General features: G+C 72.5%; 14 protein-coding genes. 6 read left to right on the top strand and 8 right to left on the bottom strand.

Annotated features, from left to right (window positions below; genetic code table 11):
• Nucleotides 1-8 precede the first annotated feature (8 nt).
• From AB852_RS09545 to AB852_RS09515, 7 genes are read right to left on the bottom strand one after another with little or no spacing between them, the layout of a single operon-like run.
• A complete protein-coding gene (locus AB852_RS09545) occupies nucleotides 9-962 on the bottom strand; it encodes a dimethylarginine dimethylaminohydrolase family protein (protein ID WP_245876699.1) in 954 nt (317 codons plus the stop codon).
• Nucleotides 937-2190, bottom strand: coding sequence for a sulfotransferase family protein (locus tag AB852_RS09540; RefSeq protein ID WP_073786040.1), 1254 nt, complete (start codon nucleotides 2188-2190; stop codon nucleotides 937-939). The genes AB852_RS09545 and AB852_RS09540 overlap by 26 nt, the downstream gene beginning before the upstream one ends.
• The gene (locus AB852_RS09535; protein ID WP_073786038.1) at nucleotides 2183-4114 is read right to left on the bottom strand and encodes a methyltransferase domain-containing protein; all 1932 of its coding nucleotides are present in this window, start codon (nucleotides 4112-4114) and stop codon (nucleotides 2183-2185) included. Before AB852_RS09535 ends, AB852_RS09540 begins: the two co-directional genes overlap by 8 nt.
• Nucleotides 4111-4563 (bottom strand): rubrerythrin family protein, encoded by a 453-nt coding sequence (locus AB852_RS09530; RefSeq protein ID WP_073786036.1) that lies wholly within the window; start codon nucleotides 4561-4563, stop codon nucleotides 4111-4113. Before AB852_RS09530 ends, AB852_RS09535 begins: the two co-directional genes overlap by 4 nt.
• A 2-nt stretch (nucleotides 4564-4565) precedes the next feature.
• A complete protein-coding gene (locus AB852_RS09525; RefSeq protein WP_073786034.1) occupies nucleotides 4566-5309 on the bottom strand; it encodes a class I SAM-dependent methyltransferase in 744 nt (247 codons plus the stop codon).
• Nucleotides 5306-6325 carry a sulfotransferase family protein gene (locus AB852_RS09520; RefSeq protein ID WP_073786032.1) on the bottom strand — a complete coding sequence of 340 codons (1020 nt, stop codon included), beginning with the start codon at nucleotides 6323-6325 and terminating at the stop codon, nucleotides 5306-5308. Before AB852_RS09520 ends, AB852_RS09525 begins: the two co-directional genes overlap by 4 nt.
• Nucleotides 6326-6328: 3 nt before the next feature.
• Entirely contained in the window at nucleotides 6329-7993 is a 1665-nt protein-coding gene (locus AB852_RS09515) for a B12-binding domain-containing radical SAM protein (protein ID WP_073786029.1), read from the bottom strand.
• A 174-nt stretch (nucleotides 7994-8167) separates the two neighbouring features.
• On the opposite strand from AB852_RS09515, the gene AB852_RS09510 reads away from it, so the two are divergent.
• Nucleotides 8168-9322, top strand: coding sequence for a sulfatase (locus AB852_RS09510; RefSeq protein WP_073786027.1), 1155 nt, complete (start codon nucleotides 8168-8170; stop codon nucleotides 9320-9322).
• A complete protein-coding gene (locus AB852_RS09505; protein WP_073786025.1) occupies nucleotides 9319-10674 on the top strand; it encodes an MFS transporter in 1356 nt (451 codons plus the stop codon). Before AB852_RS09510 ends, AB852_RS09505 begins: the two co-directional genes overlap by 4 nt.
• Here AB852_RS09505 and AB852_RS09500 read toward each other — a convergent pair.
• Nucleotides 10582-11535 (bottom strand): ParB/RepB/Spo0J family partition protein, encoded by a 954-nt coding sequence (locus AB852_RS09500; RefSeq protein WP_245876697.1) that lies wholly within the window; start codon nucleotides 11533-11535, stop codon nucleotides 10582-10584. The two genes, AB852_RS09505 and AB852_RS09500, sit on opposite strands and share 93 nt — an antisense overlap.
• Before the next feature lie 395 nt (nucleotides 11536-11930).
• On the opposite strand from AB852_RS09500, the gene AB852_RS09495 reads away from it, so the two are divergent.
• From AB852_RS09495 to AB852_RS09480, 4 genes are read left to right on the top strand one after another with little or no spacing between them, the layout of a single operon-like run.
• Nucleotides 11931-13583, top strand: coding sequence for a non-ribosomal peptide synthetase (locus AB852_RS09495; protein ID WP_073786021.1), 1653 nt, complete (start codon nucleotides 11931-11933; stop codon nucleotides 13581-13583).
• On the top strand, nucleotides 13580-14848 hold the full coding sequence (locus tag AB852_RS09490; protein ID WP_073786019.1) for an FAD-dependent oxidoreductase: 1269 nt from the start codon (nucleotides 13580-13582) through the stop codon (nucleotides 14846-14848). Before AB852_RS09495 ends, AB852_RS09490 begins: the two co-directional genes overlap by 4 nt.
• The gene (locus AB852_RS39615; RefSeq protein WP_178390975.1) at nucleotides 14842-15414 is read left to right on the top strand and encodes a DUF6875 domain-containing protein; all 573 of its coding nucleotides are present in this window, start codon (nucleotides 14842-14844) and stop codon (nucleotides 15412-15414) included. The genes AB852_RS09490 and AB852_RS39615 overlap by 7 nt, the downstream gene beginning before the upstream one ends.
• Nucleotides 15411-22700: a non-ribosomal peptide synthetase gene (locus AB852_RS09480; RefSeq protein WP_073786017.1), complete on the top strand. Its 7290-nt coding sequence runs from the start codon at nucleotides 15411-15413 to the stop codon at nucleotides 22698-22700. The genes AB852_RS39615 and AB852_RS09480 overlap by 4 nt, the downstream gene beginning before the upstream one ends.

The following is a 22700-nucleotide window of genomic DNA, read 5'->3' as shown; positions in this document are numbered from 1 at the left end:
CCCGGCTCTCAGTGCTCACGGCGCACCACCCCGGTCACACAGCCGATCCCGCCGGCCGCCCGCAGATACTCGCCGATGTCGATCTCGTCGACGGCCACACCCGCCCGCTCCAGCGTCCGCCGGATTCCCGGGCAGCCCGCGGGCATCAGCACCCGCCCCGGCGCGAGCACCAGCAGGTTCATCCCGCGCCGCACCAGCAGTTCCTCGTCCGGCGGCAGCGCGATCACCCGGTAGCCGTACTCGGCGAGCAGCGCCGTCAACTCCGGTGGGCTCGCCGCCCGGTGGACGACGGCGGTGGACGGGTCGAGGAACACCACCGTCCCCAGCAGGTGCTGTACGCCCGGTGCCAGCGGTACCGTCACCACCCGCGCCCCCAGTCCCGCGACCGCCGAGGCGACCTCGGCCGCGCCGGCCGCGTTCGTGCGGAACCCGGTACCGACGAGCACCGTCGACGGGTCGATCCACAGCGCGTCGGCGCCCTCGAACACGGCTGTGCCGGACACCGTGCGCAGGATCGGGAACCCGGCCTCGGCCAGCGCGAGCGCGGCATGCCGTTCCTCGCCGGCCCGCTGCGCCGACGCCATCCGCGCCAGCACCGCCCCGGCCGGGGTCATCCAGAACAGGTCCCGCGCGAACACCACGTTCGGCGTCGCCGCGGGGGACGTCAGGTGTACCTCGACGCCGTGCTCCCGCAGGCGGTCCGCCAGCGCGTCGTACTGCGCCCGCATCGCCGGGAGGTCCACCGGCCCGAGCATGAGCGAGGCCCCGGGCCGTCGCACCTCGGCGAGGCTGTCCGGCGGGCGGACCAGCAGCACCGACCGCAGCGCGGCCGTCTCCGACCGGTACCCGCACGGCGCCCACACCTCCCCGGCCGCGACCTCGTCCATGTGCGACGCCGTCCGGGGGACCCATCCCTGGCCGCCGTGGGTGCTCAGCTCAGATCCAGTGGTCGTCACGGGCATAGCCAAGCCTTTCCGCCATCGCGAGTACGTCGGGACCGAGCGCGGACCGGATCTCCTCCTCCCGCGCCCGCCACCGGCCGGGGCGTGGTGCGGCGGTGGCCACAGTGGCGGCGATGCCGTCGGTCGCGGCCCGTTTCAGCGGCCCGTCGAACGGGATCCCCAGCCAGTCCGCGATCCGTTCGACGGCGTCCGTGCGGGCGTGCGGACCACTGATCATGTCCTCGAACCGCACCGTGTGATCCGCCCCGTGCGCGAGCACCGCGCGGTGGCTCGACAGCCATTGGTGGGCGCAGACCCGGGGCAGGGGGGCGGCGGTGTACTCGGGCCAGCTCGGTGGCAGGTCGAACTTCCACCAGTGCCGGTCGGCCGGCCGCACGTCTGCGTATCCGGTGATGCGCAGCGGCTCGTCCAGCCGGTACGCGTGGAATCCGTGGTGCAGCCACCCGTCGACCAGGCCGTTGACCGACGCGGCCGGGTTCCTGGTCAGGTGCAGCACCCGCAGGCGGGCGTTGGGGAACGCCGCCCGCAGGAAGCCGAGCCGGTAGGCGTTGCCGGGCGTCTTGATCACCAGTGGCTTCGTGGCGACCTCGTGTTCGTCCGCGGGCCGCCACGGGCGGGGGAGGACGAAGGGCGGCTCTTCGAGCAGCACATCACCGGGCGGCCCGGCCGGCCGTGGTCCCGGTGACCGCCCGGGAAGGTCGTAGTACCAGGGGTTCACGCCGGCCATGTCGATCAGCGCCCGCGCGAACCGGGGGAGATCCCGGTCCAGTACCCCCTCGGCGGTCCGCACCAGGTCGACGGGATCGAGGTCCAGCCCCGGCCACTGCATGACCAGGCGCCACGCCGCGTCCACCGCCAGGTTCTCCACGCCGGTGCCGGGAGAACCCGCGTCCAGTGCCAGTTCCGCCTCGAACAACGCCCGGGACCGGGGCGGGAGCCCGTGCCAGTGCGCCGCGTCCAGCACGTCGGATCCGGTGCCGTTGTGCGGGTGGTCGAGGCCGACCAGCCGCAGCAGCGGATTCAGTTCGGCGCGCAGGTGCAGCAGGTGCGGCGAGGACCGGAGCAGTTCGGCGAGCATGCTCGACCCGCCCCGCGAACTCGACGCGACGACGACGAGATCGCGCACCTTCGCGCGGAAGTGCGGCACCGGCGTGCCCCGCAGCGGCCGCAGCGCCTCCAGCCCGCGCACGACCTCGGCGACCGGGCGAACCACGGTGCGGCTAGGCATGGTCGGGTTTCCGCACCGAGTACACACACCACCGCCACCGGTCACGCACCGAGCCGTCCGGCAGTACCTCGAACGGGTGTACGGCGCGCACCTCGCGCGGCGCGTCGTAGTAGAGGCGGTAGATCTCCTGCCGGCTCGCCGGTGTCGTCTCGTGGGTGTCGATCCACCGGTCGATCGACTCCCACAGGAAGTACTCCTCCATCCGCACGTCGGTGAACCCGCCGCCGGTGAGCAACCCCCGGAAGTCCTCCTCGCGGAACATCTGGTACAGCAGTGGCTGCTTCTTCTTGAACACGCGGAACATCCAGAACGCGTCCACGTCCGAGTACGGCACGATCTGCCCGACGATGAACTGCCCGCCCGGCCGCAGCACACGGAAGATCTCCGACACCGGGCGCTCCGGCTGGGGCAGCAGATGCAGTACCTCCCGGGTGACCACGAGGTCGAAACTGGCGTCAGGGAAGGGCAGGTCGTAGACGGTGCCCTGGTGCACGACGTCCAGCCGGGTGGCGGCGAGCGCGGCCATCTCCGGGGTGAGGTCCAGCCCGACCATCTCGCCGACCCGGCCGCGGAACGCGCCGCCGACGACGCCGCTGCCGCAGCACACGTCCAGCATCCGGGCGTCCTGCGGAACCGCGCACAGCTCCGCGTGCTTGCCGAGCAGGTCGTCGTCGGTGAGCCAGGCGCACGAGTCGTGCCAGTCCTTCGAACGGATCCCGAACTGCCGCTGGTAGACCGCGTAGTCGACCTCGACGGCCTTGGTCCGGGAGCGGGCCGTCCGCCCGGCCAGCCGCGCGGCGAGCCGCGCCCGGCTCGCGTCGACGGCCCGTTCGGCGATGCGGCGGGCCAGCTCCGGGTCGGCCGCCAGCGCGCGCCGCGCCTGCTCGGTGACGACGTCGAACACGCGGGCGCCCGCGTCGTCGTTGCGCAGGGTGCGTTTGGTCTGGCCGTCGAACCGCGCGTCCGGGATCCGGATCGCGATCACCGCGGTCAGCCCCTCCAGGATGTCGACCACGGTCATCTTGTCCGCGGCCGGGCCGAGGTGCTCGGCCACCACCCCGGCCAGCGCGCCGCGCAGCGCGTCCACGTGCGACCCGCCCAGGTCGGTGCGGATGGTGTTGACGTAGCTGAAGATCTGCTCCGCGTACCCCTCGGTCCACTGGACGGCGGCGTCGATCACGCACCCGTCCCCGGCCCAGGTGATGGTCGTCGGCTCGGCGTGCACCTTCTCGGCGTCGCGGGCGCGGTACGCGAGCAGGCCCCGCACCCCGGTCATCTCGCACAGCGACTCGTGCCGCCCGGTGCGGTGGTCGATGAGATCGACCCGCAGGCCCGGGTGCAGATACGCGATGTCGAGCAGCCGGGCGTGCAGCAGCTCCGCGTCGAGCTCGCACGAGGAGAAGATCTCCGGGTCCGGGCGGAACCACACCCGGGTGCCGCGGCGGTCGCTGTCGCCGACCCGCTTGAGCGGGGTCTCGATGGAGCCTCGGGCGAACGACTCGCTGTGGTGCGCGCCGTCGCGCCATACATCCAGCCGCAACCACTGCGACAACGCGTTCACGCAGGCCAGGCCGACGCCGTGCAGCCCGGCCGAGGTCGCGTACGAGGAGTGGTCGAACTTGCCCCCCGAGTGCAGCGTGGTGAGCACGAGCTCGCACGCCGGGATCCCGGCCTCCGGGTGCGGGTCGGTGGGGATGCCCCGGCCGTCGTCGGTGACCGAGCAGGAGCCGTCGTCGTGCAGCTCCACCGAGATCGCGCCGCAGTGCCCGGCGGCGGCCTCGTCCACGGCGTTGTCGACCAGTTCGAGCACCAGGTGGTGGGCGCCGTCCGAGCCGGTCGACCCGACGTACATCGACGGGTTGCGGCGCACCGCCTCCAGCCCGGAGTAGACGGTGATCGCCTCGGCGTTGTAGTCGGTGGTCATGGCGCTCCGTTCCCGGCGAACCGCGGCTCGGTCAGCCCGGTGAGGGCCTGCTCCAGCCGGTCCACGTGCGACTTCTTCAATGTGCACAGTGTCTCCAGCCAGCTCGCCAGATCGGCCACGCCCTCCGTGTGCGCCCGCGCCGCCAGGCCGGGGTAGCGTTCGGTGGCCTCCCCGAGGTCGCCGCTGATCGCCGCGGCGAGGTTGCGGCGGGTGTCGCCGATGGCGAGGCCGGTGCCCGGATCGCCGCCGCCCAGCAGGTCGCGCAGCACGTCCAGGTGCCCGTGGGCGGCGCAGGCCACACTCTCGGCGAGCTCGCCGAACACCCGGGCCGCCTCGGTGTGGCCCTCGATCCCGGCGACCTGTGCGAAGTAGGTGTACCGCGCCGCGGTGGCCGCCTCGGCGAGGAACGCGGCCCGCACGCCGTCGGCAAGGGACTGGTCCGGTTCCATGATCAGACCCTCGTTCCCGAGGCGACGACGAACAGCATGTGATCGGTGATCCGCCCGTCCGCCTCGGCCACCGCGTGCCGTGCGCGGAACGCGGGTGACGCCTTCCGGTAGCGGTCCCGGATGGCCTCCCGCGCGTCTTCGCCGATCGCGCCGTTGTCCGACCACACGTCCACGTCCTCCACCGACACGTACCGCTGCGAGCTCACCTGATCGCACCCGGCGCCGGTGAGCAGGGCCTCGACATCGCCGGGCCGGAAGAAGTGCCGCCGGGCCGGGTTGCGCAGCCGCAGGATCTCGAAGTACTCGTCGCGGTCGTCGTCCCCGTAGGCGCACAGGTGGGTCAGCACGACCCGCCCGCCCGGCCGGGTCACCCGCACCATCTCCCGCACCGCGTCCGGCAGGCTCATGAACTGGATCCCCTGACGGCACACCACGATGTCGAACGTGCCGTCCTCGAATGGCAGTTCCTCGGCCGGGGCGATGACCAGTTCGTCGAGCACGTCGCCCGTCTGCTCGGCCATCTCCGGCGTGATGTCCACGCCGACCAGCCGCCGTACCCGCCCGGCGAACAACCTTGACACCAGGCCGGTGCCGCACGCCACGTCCAGGACCGCGTCGCCCGGCCGGGGCGCGGCCGTGGACAGCATCAGCTCGCCGAGCGTGTCGTCGGTGCACCACGAACTGGACCGGTCGTAGGTGCTCGCGCGGTCCGCGAAGTGCGTGCGGACGCTTCCTGTCTCGTTCATCTGCTCTCTCCTGCCGGAACCAGGGGACGGCCCGGCCTCGCGCGGCGGCGCAGCCGGCGGACGGTGGCGTCGCGCCGCCAGCGCCGGAAGTGGTTGCGGTCGGTGCGCAGCGATCGCGCCTCCACCGCCAGCCGCACCGCGAAGCCGCGCAGCGCGACGCCGAAGGGCCCGGGAGCCGGTTCGCCCAGCGAGGCCCCGTCGAACGGGTAGCGAAGTGTCTCCATCGCCCGCGCGGCCACGCTCTCCACCTGACGCCGCTCCCGGTCGGACAGCTCCCGCCGGTGGGCGCCGATCCGGGCCGTGGTGATCGGGTCGCCCGCCGTGCGCCAGGACGCCGACAGCGACGCGGTCACCCGGGCGTTGCCACCGAGGTGGTGCGCCAGCATCGCGGGCTCGAACGCCTCACCGATGAAGTCGCAGATCGCCCGGATCTCCCGGTCGGGCGCGGACACCAGGTCCTCGTACCGCACCAGGTGCACCACGGCCGGCCCCCACCGCTCCAGGGCCGCGCGGGCGAGCTCCTGCTCGGCCGCCCACCGCTGCGCCATCCGGTACGGGTGGCAGTAGCCGAACACGGCCCGCTTCGCGGACGCGGCCACATCGCGGGGATCGCGCACCAGCCACAGGAACCGCGCGTCCGGGAGTTCGGCGAGCACCTCGTCGACGTGCTCGACCATGAACGTGCTCTTGCACCCCCACCGGGCCGCGCCCTCCGCGACGCGGTACTGGTCGTAGATCGCCGACACCACCCCGAACAGCGACGGGCCGGCCGCCCCGGCCACCGCGCCCCGGTCGATCACGTGCGGCCACGGGTGGATGTGGTCGCGCAGCAACCACATCGCGTCGCCCACCATCGCGTCGACATCACCGTGGTACGGGATGCCGGACAGGTACCGCATGAAGTGCGGAGGATGCGGTACCGCGATCCGCGAGTGCGCGTCGAGCACCAGCCGCAGCAGGTTCGACCCGGAGCGCTCGGTCCCGATGATCAGGATCGGGCCGTCCTGAGTGGGCACCCGTCAGCCCCCGACCGCGAGCTTCTTCGCGCCGCAGTCCATCAGGGTGCTCCCGACCGCGGCCACCTCCGGGTCGGCCACCTTGTCCAATGTGTACAGCTCGGAACCGGGGACCAGTGGCGCGGCGGCGGAACTCCACTCCGTGCGCCAGCCGTTCCCGGCGTACGACGTCGACCGCTCGGTGCCGTCGGCCGGCTGCGGGTGGAAGTACTGGAAGTGCTCCGGCCAGTGCTGGAAGTCCATCACCGGGCCGGGCTGATAGGCGTCGTACACACGCTTGTACGCGTCCCGGCAGACCTGCTCGGGCAGCCCGCTCACGTTGAGGAACTCGTCCTCGTGCAGCGCCTGTTCGACCGACAGCCAGTTCAGGTGGTCGATCTCGGAGCGAATCATCTTGTTCTGCCGCGCGTTCTGGTACACCGTCGTACCGGGCATGGCCGACAGATACTTCACCCGGGTCACATGGTTGTACTGCTCGGCGAACTGCACCATGTCCGACAGTGACTCCTCGGTCTCGTTCGGCAGACCGACGATGAGCAGCGAGCCGAACCGCACGCCGCCGTCGAACGTGGTGCGCATCGCGCGGACGGTCAGGTTCTCGCTGCTGCCCTTGCGGGCCTCGCGCAACACCTCGCGGCCCAGCGACTCGACGCCGTACAGGATGATGTCCGCGCCCGCCTCCCGCATCGCGTCGATGCGCGGTACGTCCATGTCGGCGCACCGGGTCAGACAGGTCCACCGCAGATCGTGCTGGGAGATCACGTCGCACATCTCGATGGTCTGGCCGCGGTGCGAGCTGAACGTGAGGTCGACGAAGAAGCAGAAGTCCACGCCGTACTGGGTTTTCAGCCAGTCGAGGTCCCGGTCCATCTTCTCCGGCGACTTCGCCCGCACCTGCGGGGTGGTGCGATAGCAGAACGAGCAGTCCATCTTGCAGCCGCGGCTGTAGGACGAGATCACCTGCGGCTGCATGCCGAGCGGCGAGCGCGCCTGAGGCCACAGGTCGAGCCGCATCCTGGGCAGCGCGTCGAGATCCATCATCTGGCCGCGCGGTGGCGTGCGGCGCGCCTTGCCCTTCTCGTCCCGGTAGCAGATGCCCTTGATGGTCGGGAGATCCTGCTTCCACGCGCCGCGGGCGTAACTCTCCATCAGCTCCAGGATGGTGATCTCGCCCTCGCTGATCACCGCGACGTCGCAGTCGGTGTCCGACATGAATATTGCCGGAACGGAAGTGACCAGCGAGCCGCCGCAGATGATCGGTATCTCCGGGTGCGACTCACGGACCATCGCCATCAGCTCGCGACAGAACGGGAAGTTGTCCTCGAACGTGCACACACCGAGCACGTCGGTGCCTTCGACGATCTGGTCGTACGCCGCCTGGAGGGGGTTCGGGGTGTAGCGGACGTCGATGATGCGCACCGGGTACCCGGCGTTGTGCAGCACGGTCGAGATGTACGTCGCACCCTCGTAGGGTGAGGTGAGGAAGAACTCCCACCCGCGCGGCATGGTGAAGGGCGAGGGCCCCACGACGAGGGTGAACCTCGGCAGCGTGGGATCGACAGGCACCGGTTCGGCGTCCTGGTTGCGCATCTGATCGATATAGCGCTGGTCGACGCTGCCGTTCGCGTCGGCATACAGCTCCAGGGCCAGGGACAACTTGCGCGCCATATGAATTCTCCCTCGCGTCGATGTCGTGGACGCTCCGCTGGCCAACTGTAGGGGCGGGATGTGCTGTTCGGCACAGGTGTTCATGCCGCGCTGTTCGCCGTTGTCGTACGCGGGGAGCCCGTTGCTAGCCTTCGGGGCCGCTGGCCGTCGACAGAGGAATACAGAGGAACCCCGGTGACCACACAGCCGAACATCCTGTTCATCTCCTTGGACACCGTGCGCGCCGACGTGGCCTATTCGGGGAAGTACCCCGGGGTGGAACGGCTGCGCGCGAACGGGGTCAGCTTCACGCAGGCGATCTCGTCGTGCCCCCTCACGCCGGTCAGCCACGCCACGGTGTTCACCGGGCTCCAGCCGCCCCGCCACGGGGTCAGGCATCTGTTCCGCGAATCGCTCGACAAGCGGGTGCCGACGCTCGCGGAATGCCTGTCGGCGGCCGGGTACACGAGCGGCGCGGTGGTGTCCTGCCCCGGCCTGAACAAGTGGTACGGGATCGACCGCGGGTTCGACTTCTACGACGACGAGATCCCGCTGCTGCCGGACGGCCGGGACCCGCTGTCGGTCGGCGACGTGAAGCTGCGCGGGCTGGCGCTCAAGCGCGCCCCGGTGGTGGTCGACCGGGCCACCCGCTGGCTTGAGTCGCTGGACGGCGACGGCCCGTTCTTCCTGTTCGCGCACTTCTTCGACGCGCACTGGCCCTACGAGCCGCCGGAGGATGTCGGCGTCGAGGTGGCGAACCCGTACGAAGGCGAGGTCGCCTACACCGACCACTACGTCCAGCTCCTGCTGCGCCGCATCGCCGAGATGGGCCACGACATCGAATCGATGCTGGTGGTGTGCTTCTCCGATCACGGCGAGGACCTGGCCGGGTGGTACCCCAACGACCACGCCGGCGACCTCGGTCACCCGTACGAGGAGGGCCACGGCTGCCTGCTGTTCGACGCGACCCAGCACGTGCCGCTGATCATCAGCGGCCCCGGGGTGCCGGCGGGGATGAGCGTGGACAGTCAGGTGCGGCTGGTCGACATCATGCCGACGGTGCTCGACCAGCTCGGTCTGGACCCGCGGTCGTCGGACGGTGCCTCGCTGACCGAGTTCTTCGCGGCCGGCACCGGGGCGTCCCGCGAGGCCTACTCGGAGACCTACTTCCCGCAGGAGCGGGCCGCCGCCTCGGACGACTACCCGGACCTGAAGGCGCTGCACTCGGTGCGGGCGGACGGGCGGAAGGTGATCTGGGAGGCGGACGGGCAGCAGGTGTGGGCCTACGACCTCGCCGCCGATCCCCACGAGCTCGGCGGGCGGGCCCTCGTGTCCGATGAGGACGCGTGAAACCCGGGGCGACCTCGGATCCTCGTTCGGTCCGCCGGGTGCTGATCGCGAGCACGATCGGCACCGCCATCGAGTGGTACGACTTCTATCTGTACGCGACGGCGTCCGCGCTGGTGTTCGGCCCGCTGTTCTTCCCGGGGTCGTCGACCGCCGGCGGTGTGCTCGCGTCGTTCGCCACCTACGCGGCCGGGTTCGTCGCGCGCCCGCTGGGCGGCCTGCTGTTCGGCCACTTCGGCGACCGGGTGGGCCGCAAGTCGATGATGGTGTGGACGTTGCTCGTCATGGGCATCGCCACGTTCGGCGTCGGCCTGCTGCCCACCTATGACACGGCCGGTGTCCTCGCGCCGGTCCTGCTGGTGACATTGCGTGTCGCGCAGGGCATCGGCATCGGCGGCGAATGGGGAAGCGCGGTGCTGCTCAGCACCGAACACGGCCCGCCCGGCCGCCGGGGCTTCTTCAGCAGCTGGCCCGCGATGGGCTTCGCGCTGGCGTTGTTCGCCAGCAACCTGACCTTCGTGCTGCTCTCCCAGCTGCCCGAGGAGGACTTCCTGACCTGGGGGTGGCGGCTGCCGTTCCTGGCGTCGATCGTCCTGGTCGGCATCGGTATCTGGGTCCGGCTGGGGATCGAGGAGACACCGGAGTTCGTGCGTGGCCGGGCGGAGAACCGCCCCGCCCGGGTACCGGTGATCATGGTGCTGCGGCGGTGGCCGCGCCGCGTGGTGATCGGCATCCTCGCTTCGCTCGGCACCGGATCGGTGATCGCGATGTTCACCGTGTTCCTGGTGGCGCACGCGGCGAAGTCCGGGCCGGAGGTGCGCTCGACCGTGCTGACCTGGCTGATGATCGCGGCCCTGGGGGAGTGCGTGACACTGCCGCTGTTCGGCGCGCTGTCCGACCGGTTCGGCCGCCGGCCGGTCATGATCTTCGGCTACGTGGTGTCGGTGGGGGCGCTGATCCCGGCGGGCGCCTGGCTGTCCTCCGGCGATCCGACGCTGGTCGCCCTGGTGTTCATCCCCGCGCTGACCCTCGCGCACGGCGCCATCTACGGTGGCCTGGCCGCGTTCCTGGTGGACCTGTTCCCGACGATGGTGCGGTTCTCCGCGATCGCCGTGACCTACCAGGTGGGCGTCACGATCTCCAGCTTCTGGCCGCTGGTCGCGGTCGCGATCGTCGGCGACGCGTCGGCGCTGCTTCCGGTGGTCGCGCTGTTCGCGGTGGTCCAGCTGGCGGCGGCGATCGCCGTGGCGTGCGCGCCGGACTCACGCGCTGACGCGGACCTGGCCGCGGATCCGGCAGGCGAGCGCCGACCAGTCGGCCGCGCAGTCCAAGGCGAGGTCGGCGACGACCGGTGACCAGTGCGGGGGGACGGCCGCCGCGAGGCGGTCCCACTGCGCGGCGTCGAGGGTGTTGGCGTCGAGCAGCCGCAGGAGCGCGCGGCCGGTCTCGCAGAACCGCAACGACGGATCGGTGCGCAGCGAGCGCAGCAACCGGTCCCGTTCGGCGCGCGGCGTGCCGTTGGTGCCGTTGCCACCGCCGGTGCTGTTGCCCGGTGCGTTGTTCTCCGGTGCGTCGTTATCCGTACAGTTTTCGGCGGAAAGGCGATGCCGCGGCGGAATAGGATTCTCGCCGCGCCGCATTCTTTCCCGGACATCCCGGGCGGTGCCGACCGATATTCCGGCGATTCGGGCGATCGCCCGCAACGAAAGATCTGGATTGTTCGAAATCGCCTGACTCGCAATCGTGCGTCCACGGGAGGCGTCGAGTGGCCGCACTTTCCCGTCGCGGCCGAGGCGGGTGTGCAACTGAGTCATTTCGCCGGTTGCACGCTGCCGGATCGCGGCCACCGTCTTGGTGGACAAACCGGCTGTCGACGCGATCAGCCGGTCCGACAGGTGCGGATGCGACGAGAGGATCCGGGAGGCGGCGGCGGTGCGGTCGGCCAGCGTCAGCGGTAAACCCTGGTTCACGTTGGCGCTCACGGCCAGGACGAACGCGTCCTCCTCGGTGCCGTCGACGAACCGCACGCCGATGGTGGCGTCCCCGCGCAGCTTGGCCGCGCGCAAGCGGTGCACGCCGTCGATCACCCGCATGGTCGGCCGGTGCACGAGGATCGGCGGGAGGTCGTCCGGACACTGCGCGAGCGCGCTGACGTGGTCCGGACTGGAGCCGGCGACCCGCACGAGCCCCGTTTCCGTCAACTGGTCGACCGGCACGGACGTAGGCGGCGTGTCCCTTGGTTGCGTATCCAGCGATGTCCCGCTCATCCGAACCCCTCCAGATGGGCCAACCCATTTCCGAGTACGACTCGGTCACGCTCGGCAGCGCGCAACTGATCAGGTCTCGGGGAAGCGGCTACAAGATACTGGCCAGGTTATGGCGCCGAACAGACCGGCGGGACAAGCTTTCCATGAGCAAGTTCTCATCATTGCCATCGTGGTCAGCGCATCGGGTGAGCGCCGAACTAAGCACCTTGTCGACCTCGTTGACACCGATCCGCGTCATAAGACAGAGTTCCCCTCGTTCCCCTAATGGATTTCCGTGGAACACGGAGTGTGAAACCGCAGTGGACGCGCGAATAGATACGGTGAATTCCATACCGGCCGAGACGATGGTGGGGATGTTCCGGCGCCAGGTCGCCCGGAGCCCGGAGTCGATCGCGGTTGTCGCCGCCGGCGGCACGCTCTCCTACGGTGAGCTCGACGCCCGCGCCTTCGCGGTGGCGGGCGGGCTGCGGGACCGCGGAGTCGGGCCGGACGACATCGTCGCCGTCGCGATCCCACGCGGCGCGGACATGGTCGTCGCCGTCGTCGCCGTCCTCGCCGCGGGAGCCGCGTATCTGCCGGTCGACCCCGCCCAGCCGCCGGACCGGGTGGCCGCCGTGCTCGCCGACGCCCGTCCCGCCCTGGTGCTGACGCCGGGAGAGCTGCGGGCGCTGGAGGCCGCGCCGGTGTCCGCCGCCCCGGTGACGGATCCCGATCCGGCGAGCGCCGCCTACGTCATCTACACCTCCGGCTCGACCGGAAGGCCCAAGGGCGTGGTCGTTCCCCATACGGGGATCGCTCAACTCGTCGCGGCGCAACGGGAACGCTTCGGTGCCGGACCGGGTGCCCGGGTGTTGCAGTACGCGTCGGTCGGCTTCGACGTGGCCGTCGCCGACCTGTGCATGGCGCTGCTCACCGGGGCCGCACTCGTTCTCGCGCCGCCCGAGGGACTGCCGCCCGGCGAACCGTTCGCCCGGTTCGTCGCCGAGCACGGCGTCACCCATGTGTGCATGCCACCGAGCGCGCTCGCCACCCAGCCGGACATGGCGCTGCCGTCGGTCGCGTGCCTGATCGTCGCGGGGGAGGCGCTGGGCCCGGACCTCGTCGCCCGGTGGTCCGCCGGCCGCCGGATGATCAATGCCTACGGCCCGACCGAGACGACCGCGTGCGCCACCATGAGCGCGCCGCTCGCCGGCGGCCCGGTGGTGCCGATCGGGGCGGCGATCCCCGGCACCGAACTGCGGGTGCTGGACGAGAAGTGCGCCCCGGTCGACGAGGGCGAACTGTACATCGGCGGCGCCGGGGTCGCGCGCGGCTATCTGGGTTGCCCCGGGACGACCGCGCAGCGGTTCGTCGCCGATCCGTGGGGTCCGCCCGGGTCGCGTATGTTCCGCACCGGCGATCTGGTCCGCGTGCTGCCGAACGGTGACCTGCTGTTCCTCGGCCGGGCCGACGATCAGGTGAAGATCCGCGGCCACCGGGTCGAACCGGCCGAGGTGGAGGCCGCGCTCGGCGCTCACCCGGCGGTGGCGCGGGCCGCCGTCGTCGCCCGCTCCGGACCGCTCGGCGCCTACCTGGTGGGCTACGTGCTGCCGCGCGGCGCGAGCGTGCCGGACCTGCGCGCGCACCTCGCCGAGCGGCTGCCGGCCCACCTCGTCCCGGACATGATCGAGGTGGTCGGGCACTTCCCGTTGACCCCCAACGGAAAACTGGACCGGGCCGCGTTCGCCGAGCCCGCGCCGCGGGCGTCGGGCTCGCTCGCCGACGACCTCGCCCGATTGTTCGCCGAGGTGCTGTCGGTGGACGCGGTCGCGCCGGACGACGACTTCTTCGCCCTCGGCGGCACCTCGCTCATGGCCACCGCGCTGGTCAGCCGGATCCGGGTCGAACTGGCCGTGGACGCGTCCGTGGCCACCGTGTTCGACGCCTCCACACCCGCCGATCTCGTCGAAGCGCTGGTCGCGATGGACCCGGTCGACCCGGCCAGGGGCCGGACATGAACGTCGTCATCGTCGGGGCGGGTATGGCCGGAACCATGCTGGCGATCCGGCTGGCCCGCCGCGGCCACCGGGTGGACGTGGTGGAGCGGCGCGGCGACCCGCGCGGCACGGACGGCCCGGACGCCGCGTCGATCAGCGTCGGGCTGTCCGAACGCGGGCGGGCGGCGTTGCGCGACATCGGCCTCCTGGAGGAGGCCCTGGCCAAAGCGGTTCCCATGCGCGGGCGGATCGTCCACCACAGCGGCCGGACCACCTACCAGCCCTACGGCTCGGACGACACCGAGGTGCTGCACTCGGTCCGCCGCCACGACCTCAACATCGCCCTGCTCGACGCCGCCGAAGCGGTCCCCCGGGTGCGGCTGTGGTTCGGGCACCGCGTCACCGGCCTGGCCGGAACCGAGGTGCGGACCGCGGCCCGGACGTTCCCGGCGGATCTCGTCGTCGGCGCGGACGGCGCGTACTCGACCGTGCGCGCGCACCTGCACCGCCAGGTGCGCGCCGAGTTCCACCAGACGCATCTGGACTGGGGCTACCGGGAGTTCACCATCCCGGCCGTCGACCGGCCGGAGGCGCTGCACGTGTGGCCGGGCAGGCGGGGACTGGTGGTGGCACACCCCAACCCGGACGGATCGCTGACCGGCACCGTGTTCCTGCCGTTCGACGGCGACACCGGATTCGCGGGGCTGCGCGACAAGGCGCGGGCCGGGGCGTTCCTGGCCGAGGAGTTCGGCGACCTGACCGAACTGGTGCCGGACCTGGTCACCCAGTTCCTCGCGCACGAGCCGGGCAGCCTGGTGACGGTGCGCACCGCGCCGTGGCAGCACGACCGTGTCGTCCTCGTCGGCGACGCCGCGCACGCCGTGTACCCGTTCTACGGCCAGGGGATGAACGCCGCGTTCGAGGACTGCGCGGTGCTCGACGCCTGTCTCGCCGAGCACGCCCCGGGCGACGCGCTCGCCGCGTTCGAGGCCCGCCGCCGTCCGCACACCGATGTGCTCGCCGAGCTGTCCGCGCGCAACTTCGTGGAGCTGCGCGACCGGGTGCGGTCACCGGTGTTCCTGGCCCGCAAACGGATCGACTTCACGCTCGGCCGCCTGTTACCGGGGTGGCGGACGCTGTACGCGATGATCAGCCACAGCAGCCTCCCGTACGGCGACGCGCTCGCCCGGGCCCGCCGCCAGGACCGCCTCCTCGGCGGACTCGCCGGGCTCGGCGCGGTCACGTTGCTCGCTGCGGCACGGCGGAAGCGGAGCGGGAGATGCTGAGCCACCCGTCGGGTGACGTCGCGCTGTTCGAGCCGGACCACCCGGACCTGCCTGCCGCCGCCGAGGTGGTGCTGGCGTGGGCGCGGTCCTACCTGTGCCGGCCGCACCCCGATCTGGGGCGGAGCGGCGACGTCTGCCCGTACACGGCCGTCTCGCTGGAACGGGGCGGGCTCTTCCTCGCCGAACACCCCGGACGGCCGGACCTGCGGGCGGTGATGACCGCCTACCGCGACTGGTTCCCGGACCTGCCGCCGCGTGACGGGCCGCAGGCCAGATACCGGACGGTCCTGGTGGTGCTGCCGGACATCACGCCCGGCGAGATCGACCGCATACAGCGAGAGCTGAAGCCCGGATTCGTGGAACGCGGTCTGATGATCGGTGAGTTCCACCCGGGACCGCCGTCCGCGCCCGGTCTGTGGAACCCGGACTTCCGGCCGCTGCGCAGCCCGCTGCCGCTGCTGGCGGTGCGGCACATGGTGGCCGCCGACGCGCCGTTCCTGCGGGCGGACCCGGAGCATCTGGCGGCGTACCGGCGCCGGTTCGGGGACCGGGGAGCGTACCGATGACGGTCCCGCTCCCGCCCGGGGCCAGACGACTGTGGTTCCTTGAGGCGTTCGCCGAAGGGGCACCCCTGCACAACAACCCGGCGGTGTTCCGGCTGGCCGGCCCCGTGTCGGTGGACGCGCTCCAGCGCGCGGCGGATCTCGTGGTGGCCCGGCACCCGGTGCTGCGCACCACCTTCGACGAGGTCGACGGCGAGCCGGTCGGCCGGGTGGGTCCGGTGGGCGCCGCGGACGTCGTGGTGCGAACGGTGCCGGACGCGGAGGCGTTCGCGGCGCAGGCCGCACGGGAGCCGTTCGACCTGCGCACCGGGCCGTTGTTCCGGATCCGGCTGGGCCGGATCACACCGACCGACCACGTACTGGTGATCAACACGCATCACGCGGCCGTCGACGGTAGATCACTGTCGGTGCTGTGCGAGGAGATCAGCGCCCTGTACGCCGACCCGGCCCGGCCACTGCCGGATCCCGGGGCGCCGCCGGACACCGTCGACCACGACCCGTCCCGCCGGGTGTCCGAGCTCGACGGTGTGCCGGACCTGCTCACCCTGCCCACCGACCGGCCCCGCCCGAGGATGCGCGCCTTCCGGGGGGAGCTGCGCCGCCACACCGTCCCGGAGGGTCTCACCGCGCGGGTCGACGCGCTCGCCCGCGCCACCCGCGCCACCCGGTTCGTCGTGTTGCAGGCCGCGTACGCCGCCACATTGGGCACGACGGCCGGTCAGGATGACGTGGTGGTCGCCACCCTGGTGTCCGGGCGGCCGGGACCGGAGTTCGCCGGCGTCGTCGGAATGTTCGTGAACCCGGTGCCGTTGCGGATGGGGATCGGCGGCGATCCGACGTTCCGCGAGCTGGTGGCCAGGGCCCGCCGCGCGGTCGCGGCGGGACTGGGCGGCGCGGCGGTCCCGTTCGACCGGATCGTCGAGGCGGTCGGCGCCTCCCGCGACCCGAGCCACGCACCGCTGTGCCAGGCACACCTCGTGATGCAGGACCCACCCGAGGTGGTGCTCCCCGGAGTGCGGGCCGACCGGATGCCGCCGGACACGGGCACGGCCGACGTCGACCTCACCGTGATGGTGGAGTCCGGCGGCGCGGAGATGGCGGTGGTCACCGAACACGACACGGACCTGTTCGACGGTGCGACGGTCGACGGTGTCGCCGGGCGGCTGCTGGCCTTGCTGGACCGCGCGTGCGCCGACCCCGACCGCCGGTTGTCGGCGTTGACGGCGGGGTCCTCGGTGATGGCCGCGCCGGTGGCCGGGCGCGCCGGTGCTCCGGCGCCGTCGACCGTGCTGGAGCTGATCCGGTTCGGCGCGGACGGCCTCGCGGTGGGTGAGTTGTCCTACGCCGAGCTGGAGCGCCGTTCGGCGGCGCTGGCCTCGGTGCTGCGGGCGAAGGGCGCCGGGCCGGAGGCGTGGGTCGCGGTGGACCTGCCGCGCGGCACGGACCTGGTGGTGGCCGTCCTCGGGATCTGGCGGGCGGGCGCGGTGTACGTGCCGGTGGAACCGTCGTGGCCCGAGCCGAGGCGCCGGGCCGTCACCGGGGCCGCCCGCGTCGTGCTGACCGAGATCCCTGACCTGCCGGAGGAGTTCGAGCGCGTCGATCCCGGAATCGGCCCCGAGTCACTGGCGTATGTGTTCCACACGTCCGGGTCGACCGGCCGCCCGAAGGCCGTGGGCGTGCCGCACCGCGCGGTGGCCGGGATGCTGGCCCGGTCGACGGCGTTGGTGGGGCTGGGCGCCGGGGACGTGGTGGCGGCCATGATCTCCCCGGCGTTCGACATCTCGGTGTGGGAACTGGTGGCGCCGCTGACGGTGGGCGCCCGGGTGGCGCCGGTACCGCCGGAGATCGTGGTGGACGGGCCCGCGCTGGCGCGGCGTCTGACGGCCGAGGGGGTCACCGTCGTCCAGGTCACCCCGTCGGTGTGGGCGGTGCTGGTGGCGGCCGGAGGCGTGCCGGAGTGCGTGCGGGTCCGGGTGTCGATCGGGGAGGTGCTGACGCCGGAGCTGGCCGGGTCGCTGGGCGGGGCCGAGCTGTGGAACACGTACGGCCCGACCGAGACGACGATCTGGTCGACCGCCGAGCGGGTGCGCCAAGACAGCCGGTTCGGCATTGGCGACCCCCTCGACGGCGTGGCCCTGCGTCTGCTGAACGCGGGCCTGCGACCGGTCGACGACGACGTGGTCGGCGAGGTGTACCTGGGCGGATTCCCGCTGGCGCGCGGCTATCTCGGGGCGCCCGGCCGGACGGCGACGAGGTTCGTCGCCGACCCCTTCTCGCCGGTCCCCGGCGCGCGCATGTACGCGACGGGCGACCTGGCGCGGCGCCGCCCGGACGGCGTCGTGGAGTTCGTCGGGCGGGTGGACGCGCAGCTCAAGGTGCGCGGCCACCGGGTGGAACCGGCCGAGGTGGAGGCCGCGCTGCGGGCGGACCCGGAGGTCGCCGACGCCCGCGTGGCCGGTGACGGTGACCGCCTGGTGGCCTATGTGATCCCGGCCGCCGGGCGGCCCCGCTGGCCGAGGGTGCGGGAACGGCTGAGCCGTGTCCTTCCCGCCTACCTGGTGCCCTCGGCGATGGTGTCCGTGGACGCGTTCCCGCTGACCAGCTCCGGAAAGCTGAACGTACGCGCCCTGCCCCCGCCGTCGGAGGACGCCGTCGCCGCTGCCCCCCACCCGGGTCCGGAGACCACGATCGCGGAGATCTTCGCGGGCCTGCTGGCCCGCCCGGTCAACCGCGACGACGACTTCTTCCTGTCCGGCGGCCATTCCCTGGCGGCGGTGAAGGCCGTCGCCAAGATCCGGGCGTCCCTCGGCGTGGAGGTGACGATCAGAACCCTGTTCGCCCACCCCACCGTCGCCGCCCTGGCCGCCGCGATCGATCCGGGCCAGGCCGAACCCGGTACTCCGGAGATCCCGCACATCGCGGGGCCGGCGCCCGCTCCACCAGGGCAGCTGTCCGGCCCGCAGCACGGACTGTGGATCATCCACCAGGCGGGCCAGGACGACGGCGCCTACGTCGTGCACGCCGCGCTCCGGTTGGAGGGTGCGCTCGACGAGGCGGACCTGCGCGCCAGGTTCGCCCGCACCCTGGCCACCCATCCCGTCCTGCGATCGGCGATCGTCGTCCATGACGACATCCCGTGGCTGAACGCGGCGCCCTACTCGGACGAGTTGGCGGCGAGCGCCTGGCGCGCCACCGACCTGAGCGCTCACACGGACCCGTGGCCGGAGGCCGAACGCCTGGCCGCCCGGGACGCCGACCACCCCTTCGACCTGACCCGGCGCCCCTTGGTGCGGGCCCACCTGATCAGAACCTCTCCCACGACCCATCTTCTGACGATCACCGCTCACCACCTCATCTGCGACGACACCTCGATGTCGATCCTGCTGAAGACCCTGACCACCGTGGATCCGAACTCCACGCCCCTGTCCGGTGCCACGGACGTCCAGGAGACGAAGACGGCGCTCAGCACGAGGCCCAGCGCACCGGGACCACCGATCCCCGCGCCGCCAGCCGTGGGGCCACGGCCGCGCACCACCGCGTTCTGGGCCGAGACACTCCGCGACGCCCCGGCTGTCTCCGGACCCTCGCCGGACCACCCGTACGGCGCGGCCCGGACCCCCGCGTCGGACAGTTCGCCGCACCCGGCATCCGGCCGGGCCCCGGCTCACCCCCGCCACGTGGGCGCCGCCCCCGGTGCCACCCACCGGTTCACCGTCCCGGCCGGGCTCGCCCGCCGCTTCGCCACCTGGTGCCGGGGCGAGCGGGCCACCACCTTCGCCGGTCTCCTCGCTGTTCTCGCCCTCGTCTCCTCCACCCGGGACGGTGGTGACGACCTCGTCGTCGGGGCTCCGGTCAGCACCCGTCCGCCCGGGTGGGACGACGTGATCGGCATGTTCGTCACGACCCTCCCGCTCCGGCTCCGCACGAACCGTGGAGCCACCCCCCGCGACCTGCTCGCCGACGCCACCGGGGTGGTGGCCGACGCGATGGACCACGCCGACATCTCCCTGGCCGACATCCTCACCACGGTCCCCACCCCACGGCAGGACCACCCCCTGTTCCGGACGATGCTGGTCCTCAACCGCGAGACGGCGCCCGTCACCTTCACCGGTCTGACCGCCACCCCGGTGCCGATCGACCGCGCCACCAGCCGGTTCGACCTCACCCTGCACATCAGGGAACGCGAGGGCGACTGGCCCGCCCTCATCGACTACCGCACCGACCGGTACGAGGCGGACACGATCACCAGGATCGCCGACCAGGTGCTGGCGGTCATGGAGGCCGTGGTCCGCCACCCCGGCCTTCCGCTGGCGCAGCTGGACCTGTTGTCCCCGGCTGACAACGCCGTCCACACCGCCCTCGACACCCGGTCCGATCCCGCCTCCCCCGGCGGACCGGACACACCGTCCACCGGACCGGCCGTCCGCGCCCGACCGGCCGCCACGACCGTGGTGGACCTGATCGCGGCCCGCACCGCCCGGACCCCTGACGCCACCGCCGTCCTCGACCTCGCCGCCGCGCCCCTCACCTACCGCGACCTGGACCGCCGATCCTCAGCCGTCGCCCGCCACCTGCGCGAGGCAGGCATCCGGAGCGAGGACCCGGTCGCGGTCGCCATCCCGTCCAGCGCCGACGCGATCGTCGCGATCCTCGGCGTGCTCAAGGCGGGCGGATGCTTCGTCCCCGTCGACCCCGCCCAGCCGCCCTCCCGCCGACAGGCCCTGATCACCGCCAGCGGCGCGAGGACCGTGCTGACCCGCGACGCGCTCCCCGCCACCGGCCACCACGAACCCACGCCCATCCACCCGTCCCAACTCGCCTACGTCGTCCACACCTCCGGCTCCACCGGCGAACCCAAGGGCGTCGAAGTACAGCACGACACCCTCCTCAACCTCACCACCGCGTTCATCGCCGAACACGGCCTCACCGCCGCGCACCGCCTCCTCATGGTCCCGCCCCCGCACTTCGACGCCGCGTTCGGCGACATCTTCCCGGTCCTCGCGGCCGGGGCCACCCTGGTCATCCACCCCGACCCGGGCAGCCTCACCGGACCGGACCTCCTCGGGCTCTGCGTCGAGCACCGACTGTCCGCGGTGGACACGGCGGCTCCCCTCTGGCAGCGCTGGGTGGCCGATCTCGCCGGGGAACGCCTCCCGTTGGAGCTCATGATGGTCGGCGGCGACATCGTCCCGGCGGCGACCGTCCGCGCGTGGGCGAAGCACGGCATTCCCCTCCACAACCACTACGGCCCGACGGAAGCCACCGTCTGCGCGACCAGCCATCGCACCGTCGACGGCCGCGAGCACCCTACCCGGCTACCGATCGGCCGCCCGCTGCCGAACATCCGCGTCCACCTTCTCGACCGGGCTCTGCGCCGGGTGCCCGTCGGCGTGGTCGGTGAGGTCTACATCGGAGGGCTGGCGCCCGCCCGGGGGTACCGGGGAAACCCGGCCGCGACCGCCGCGGCGTTCTTCGCCGACCCGTACGGCGCCCACCCCGGCGCCCGCATGTACCGGACCGGCGACCTCGCGAGGCTGAACCCGCACGGCACGTTCGAGTTCGTCGGCCGGGCCGACGACCAGGTCAAGATCCGCGGCAACCGGATGGAGCCGGGGGAGGTGGCGGCCGTGCTCGCCGCGCACCCGGCCGTCGCGGAGGCCGTGGTGGTGGCCAGGGGCGACCGCCTCATCGGCTATGTCGGCGCCCCGGCCTCGACCGCACCCACCCGGAACGCACCCGATCCGACCACCCCCGACACGCGGGTCGCCGTCCCGGACGTTCCCGGCCTGCGCGCCTTCTGCGCCGACCGCCTGCCCGCGCATCTCGTGCCGGACACCGTCGTCGTCCTCGACGCCCTGCCCACCACAAGCACCGGCAAGGTCGACAACACCGCCCTCCCCGAACCCCCCACCACCCCCTCCGCCCCGGCGGATCCGCCCCGGACCGCCACCGAGCGGGCCGTCGCCGCCATCTGGGCCACCGTCCTCGACCGGTCCGACGTGGACCGCACCGCGGATTTCTTCGCCATCGGCGGGCACTCGCTCATCGCCGCCCACGTCCTCGCCGCCGTCCGCGACCGCCTCGGCGTCACGGTGCCGATGCGCACACTGTTCACCGCCCCCACCGTGGCGGCGTTCGCGGCAGCCATCGACGACGGTGCCTCGGCGGACCTGCCCACGCTCGACCGGTTGCGCGCCGACGCCGTCCCCCCACCCGAGATCCGTCTCCGCGCCGTCCAACCACCCGGCGCCCCCTCGGCCGGCACGCCGCGCCGGATCCTGCTCACCGGCGCCACCGGCTTCCTCGGCCGCCACCTCCTCGGCCAGCTCCTGGCCCGGACCGACGCCCGGATCCACTGCCTCGTCCGCCAGGGCTCGATCGGCCGGCTGCCGGTCACCGACCGCGTGATCCCGGTCCCCGGCGACCTGTCCGAACCCGGCCTCGGCCTGTCCACGGAGGACCACGACACCCTCACGACCGTGGACGCGATCTACCACAACGCCGCCGTGCCGCACTTCGCCGCGCCCTACAACGCCCTCAAAACCGCCCACGTCGACGCCACCGCCGCGATCCTGCGCCTGGCCGGTGACAGCGGGGCCCCGCTGCACCTGATCTCCACCCTCGGTGTCTTCCTCGGGGACGCCTACGACGGCCGTGTCGTCACCGAGGACGACGCCCCCACCGACCCGAGCGGTCTCACCAGCGGCTACGACCTCAGCAAATGGGTGGCCGACGCCATGGCCGCCGCCGCCCGCGGCCACGGCCTGTCCGTCTCGATCCACCGCATCGCGGCCATCGTCGGCGACACCGCCACCGGCGCCGCCGACCCGCGCTCCGCGTTCAGCCGCTGGATCACCGGATGCGTCGCCGCGGGCGCCGTCCCGGACACCGCCGAGGTGCTGGACATGGTCCCCGTGGACACGGTGGCCGCGGCGGTCGTCGCGCTCTCACAGGTCCCGGACCACCTCGGTCGGAACCACCACTACCACGGCGACGGCGGCCTCACCCGTGCCGCCCTCGCCGCCACCCTCACCTCGGCCGGTCACCCGACCGAGGTGGTGCCGTACCACCGATGGCGGGAGCGGATGCTCGCCGACCCGGCCGGGCCCTTCGCCCCGCTCGCCTTCTCCCTGCCCGAACGCCCCCGCCCGCACCCGCGGTTCGACTGCTCCCGCACCTGGGCCGCCGCGGCCGGGGCGGGGGTGGGGTTCCCCCCGGCCAACGAGCGAATGCTGCGCAGGCACCTGGACTTCCTCACCGGTGCCGGCGCGCTTTCCGGAAGTGGATGA

Source organism: Streptomyces uncialis (assembly GCF_001905345.1).
GTDB lineage: Bacteria > Actinomycetota > Actinomycetes > Streptomycetales > Streptomycetaceae > Streptomyces > Streptomyces uncialis.
This window is presented reverse-complemented; position numbering and strand designations above follow the sequence as displayed.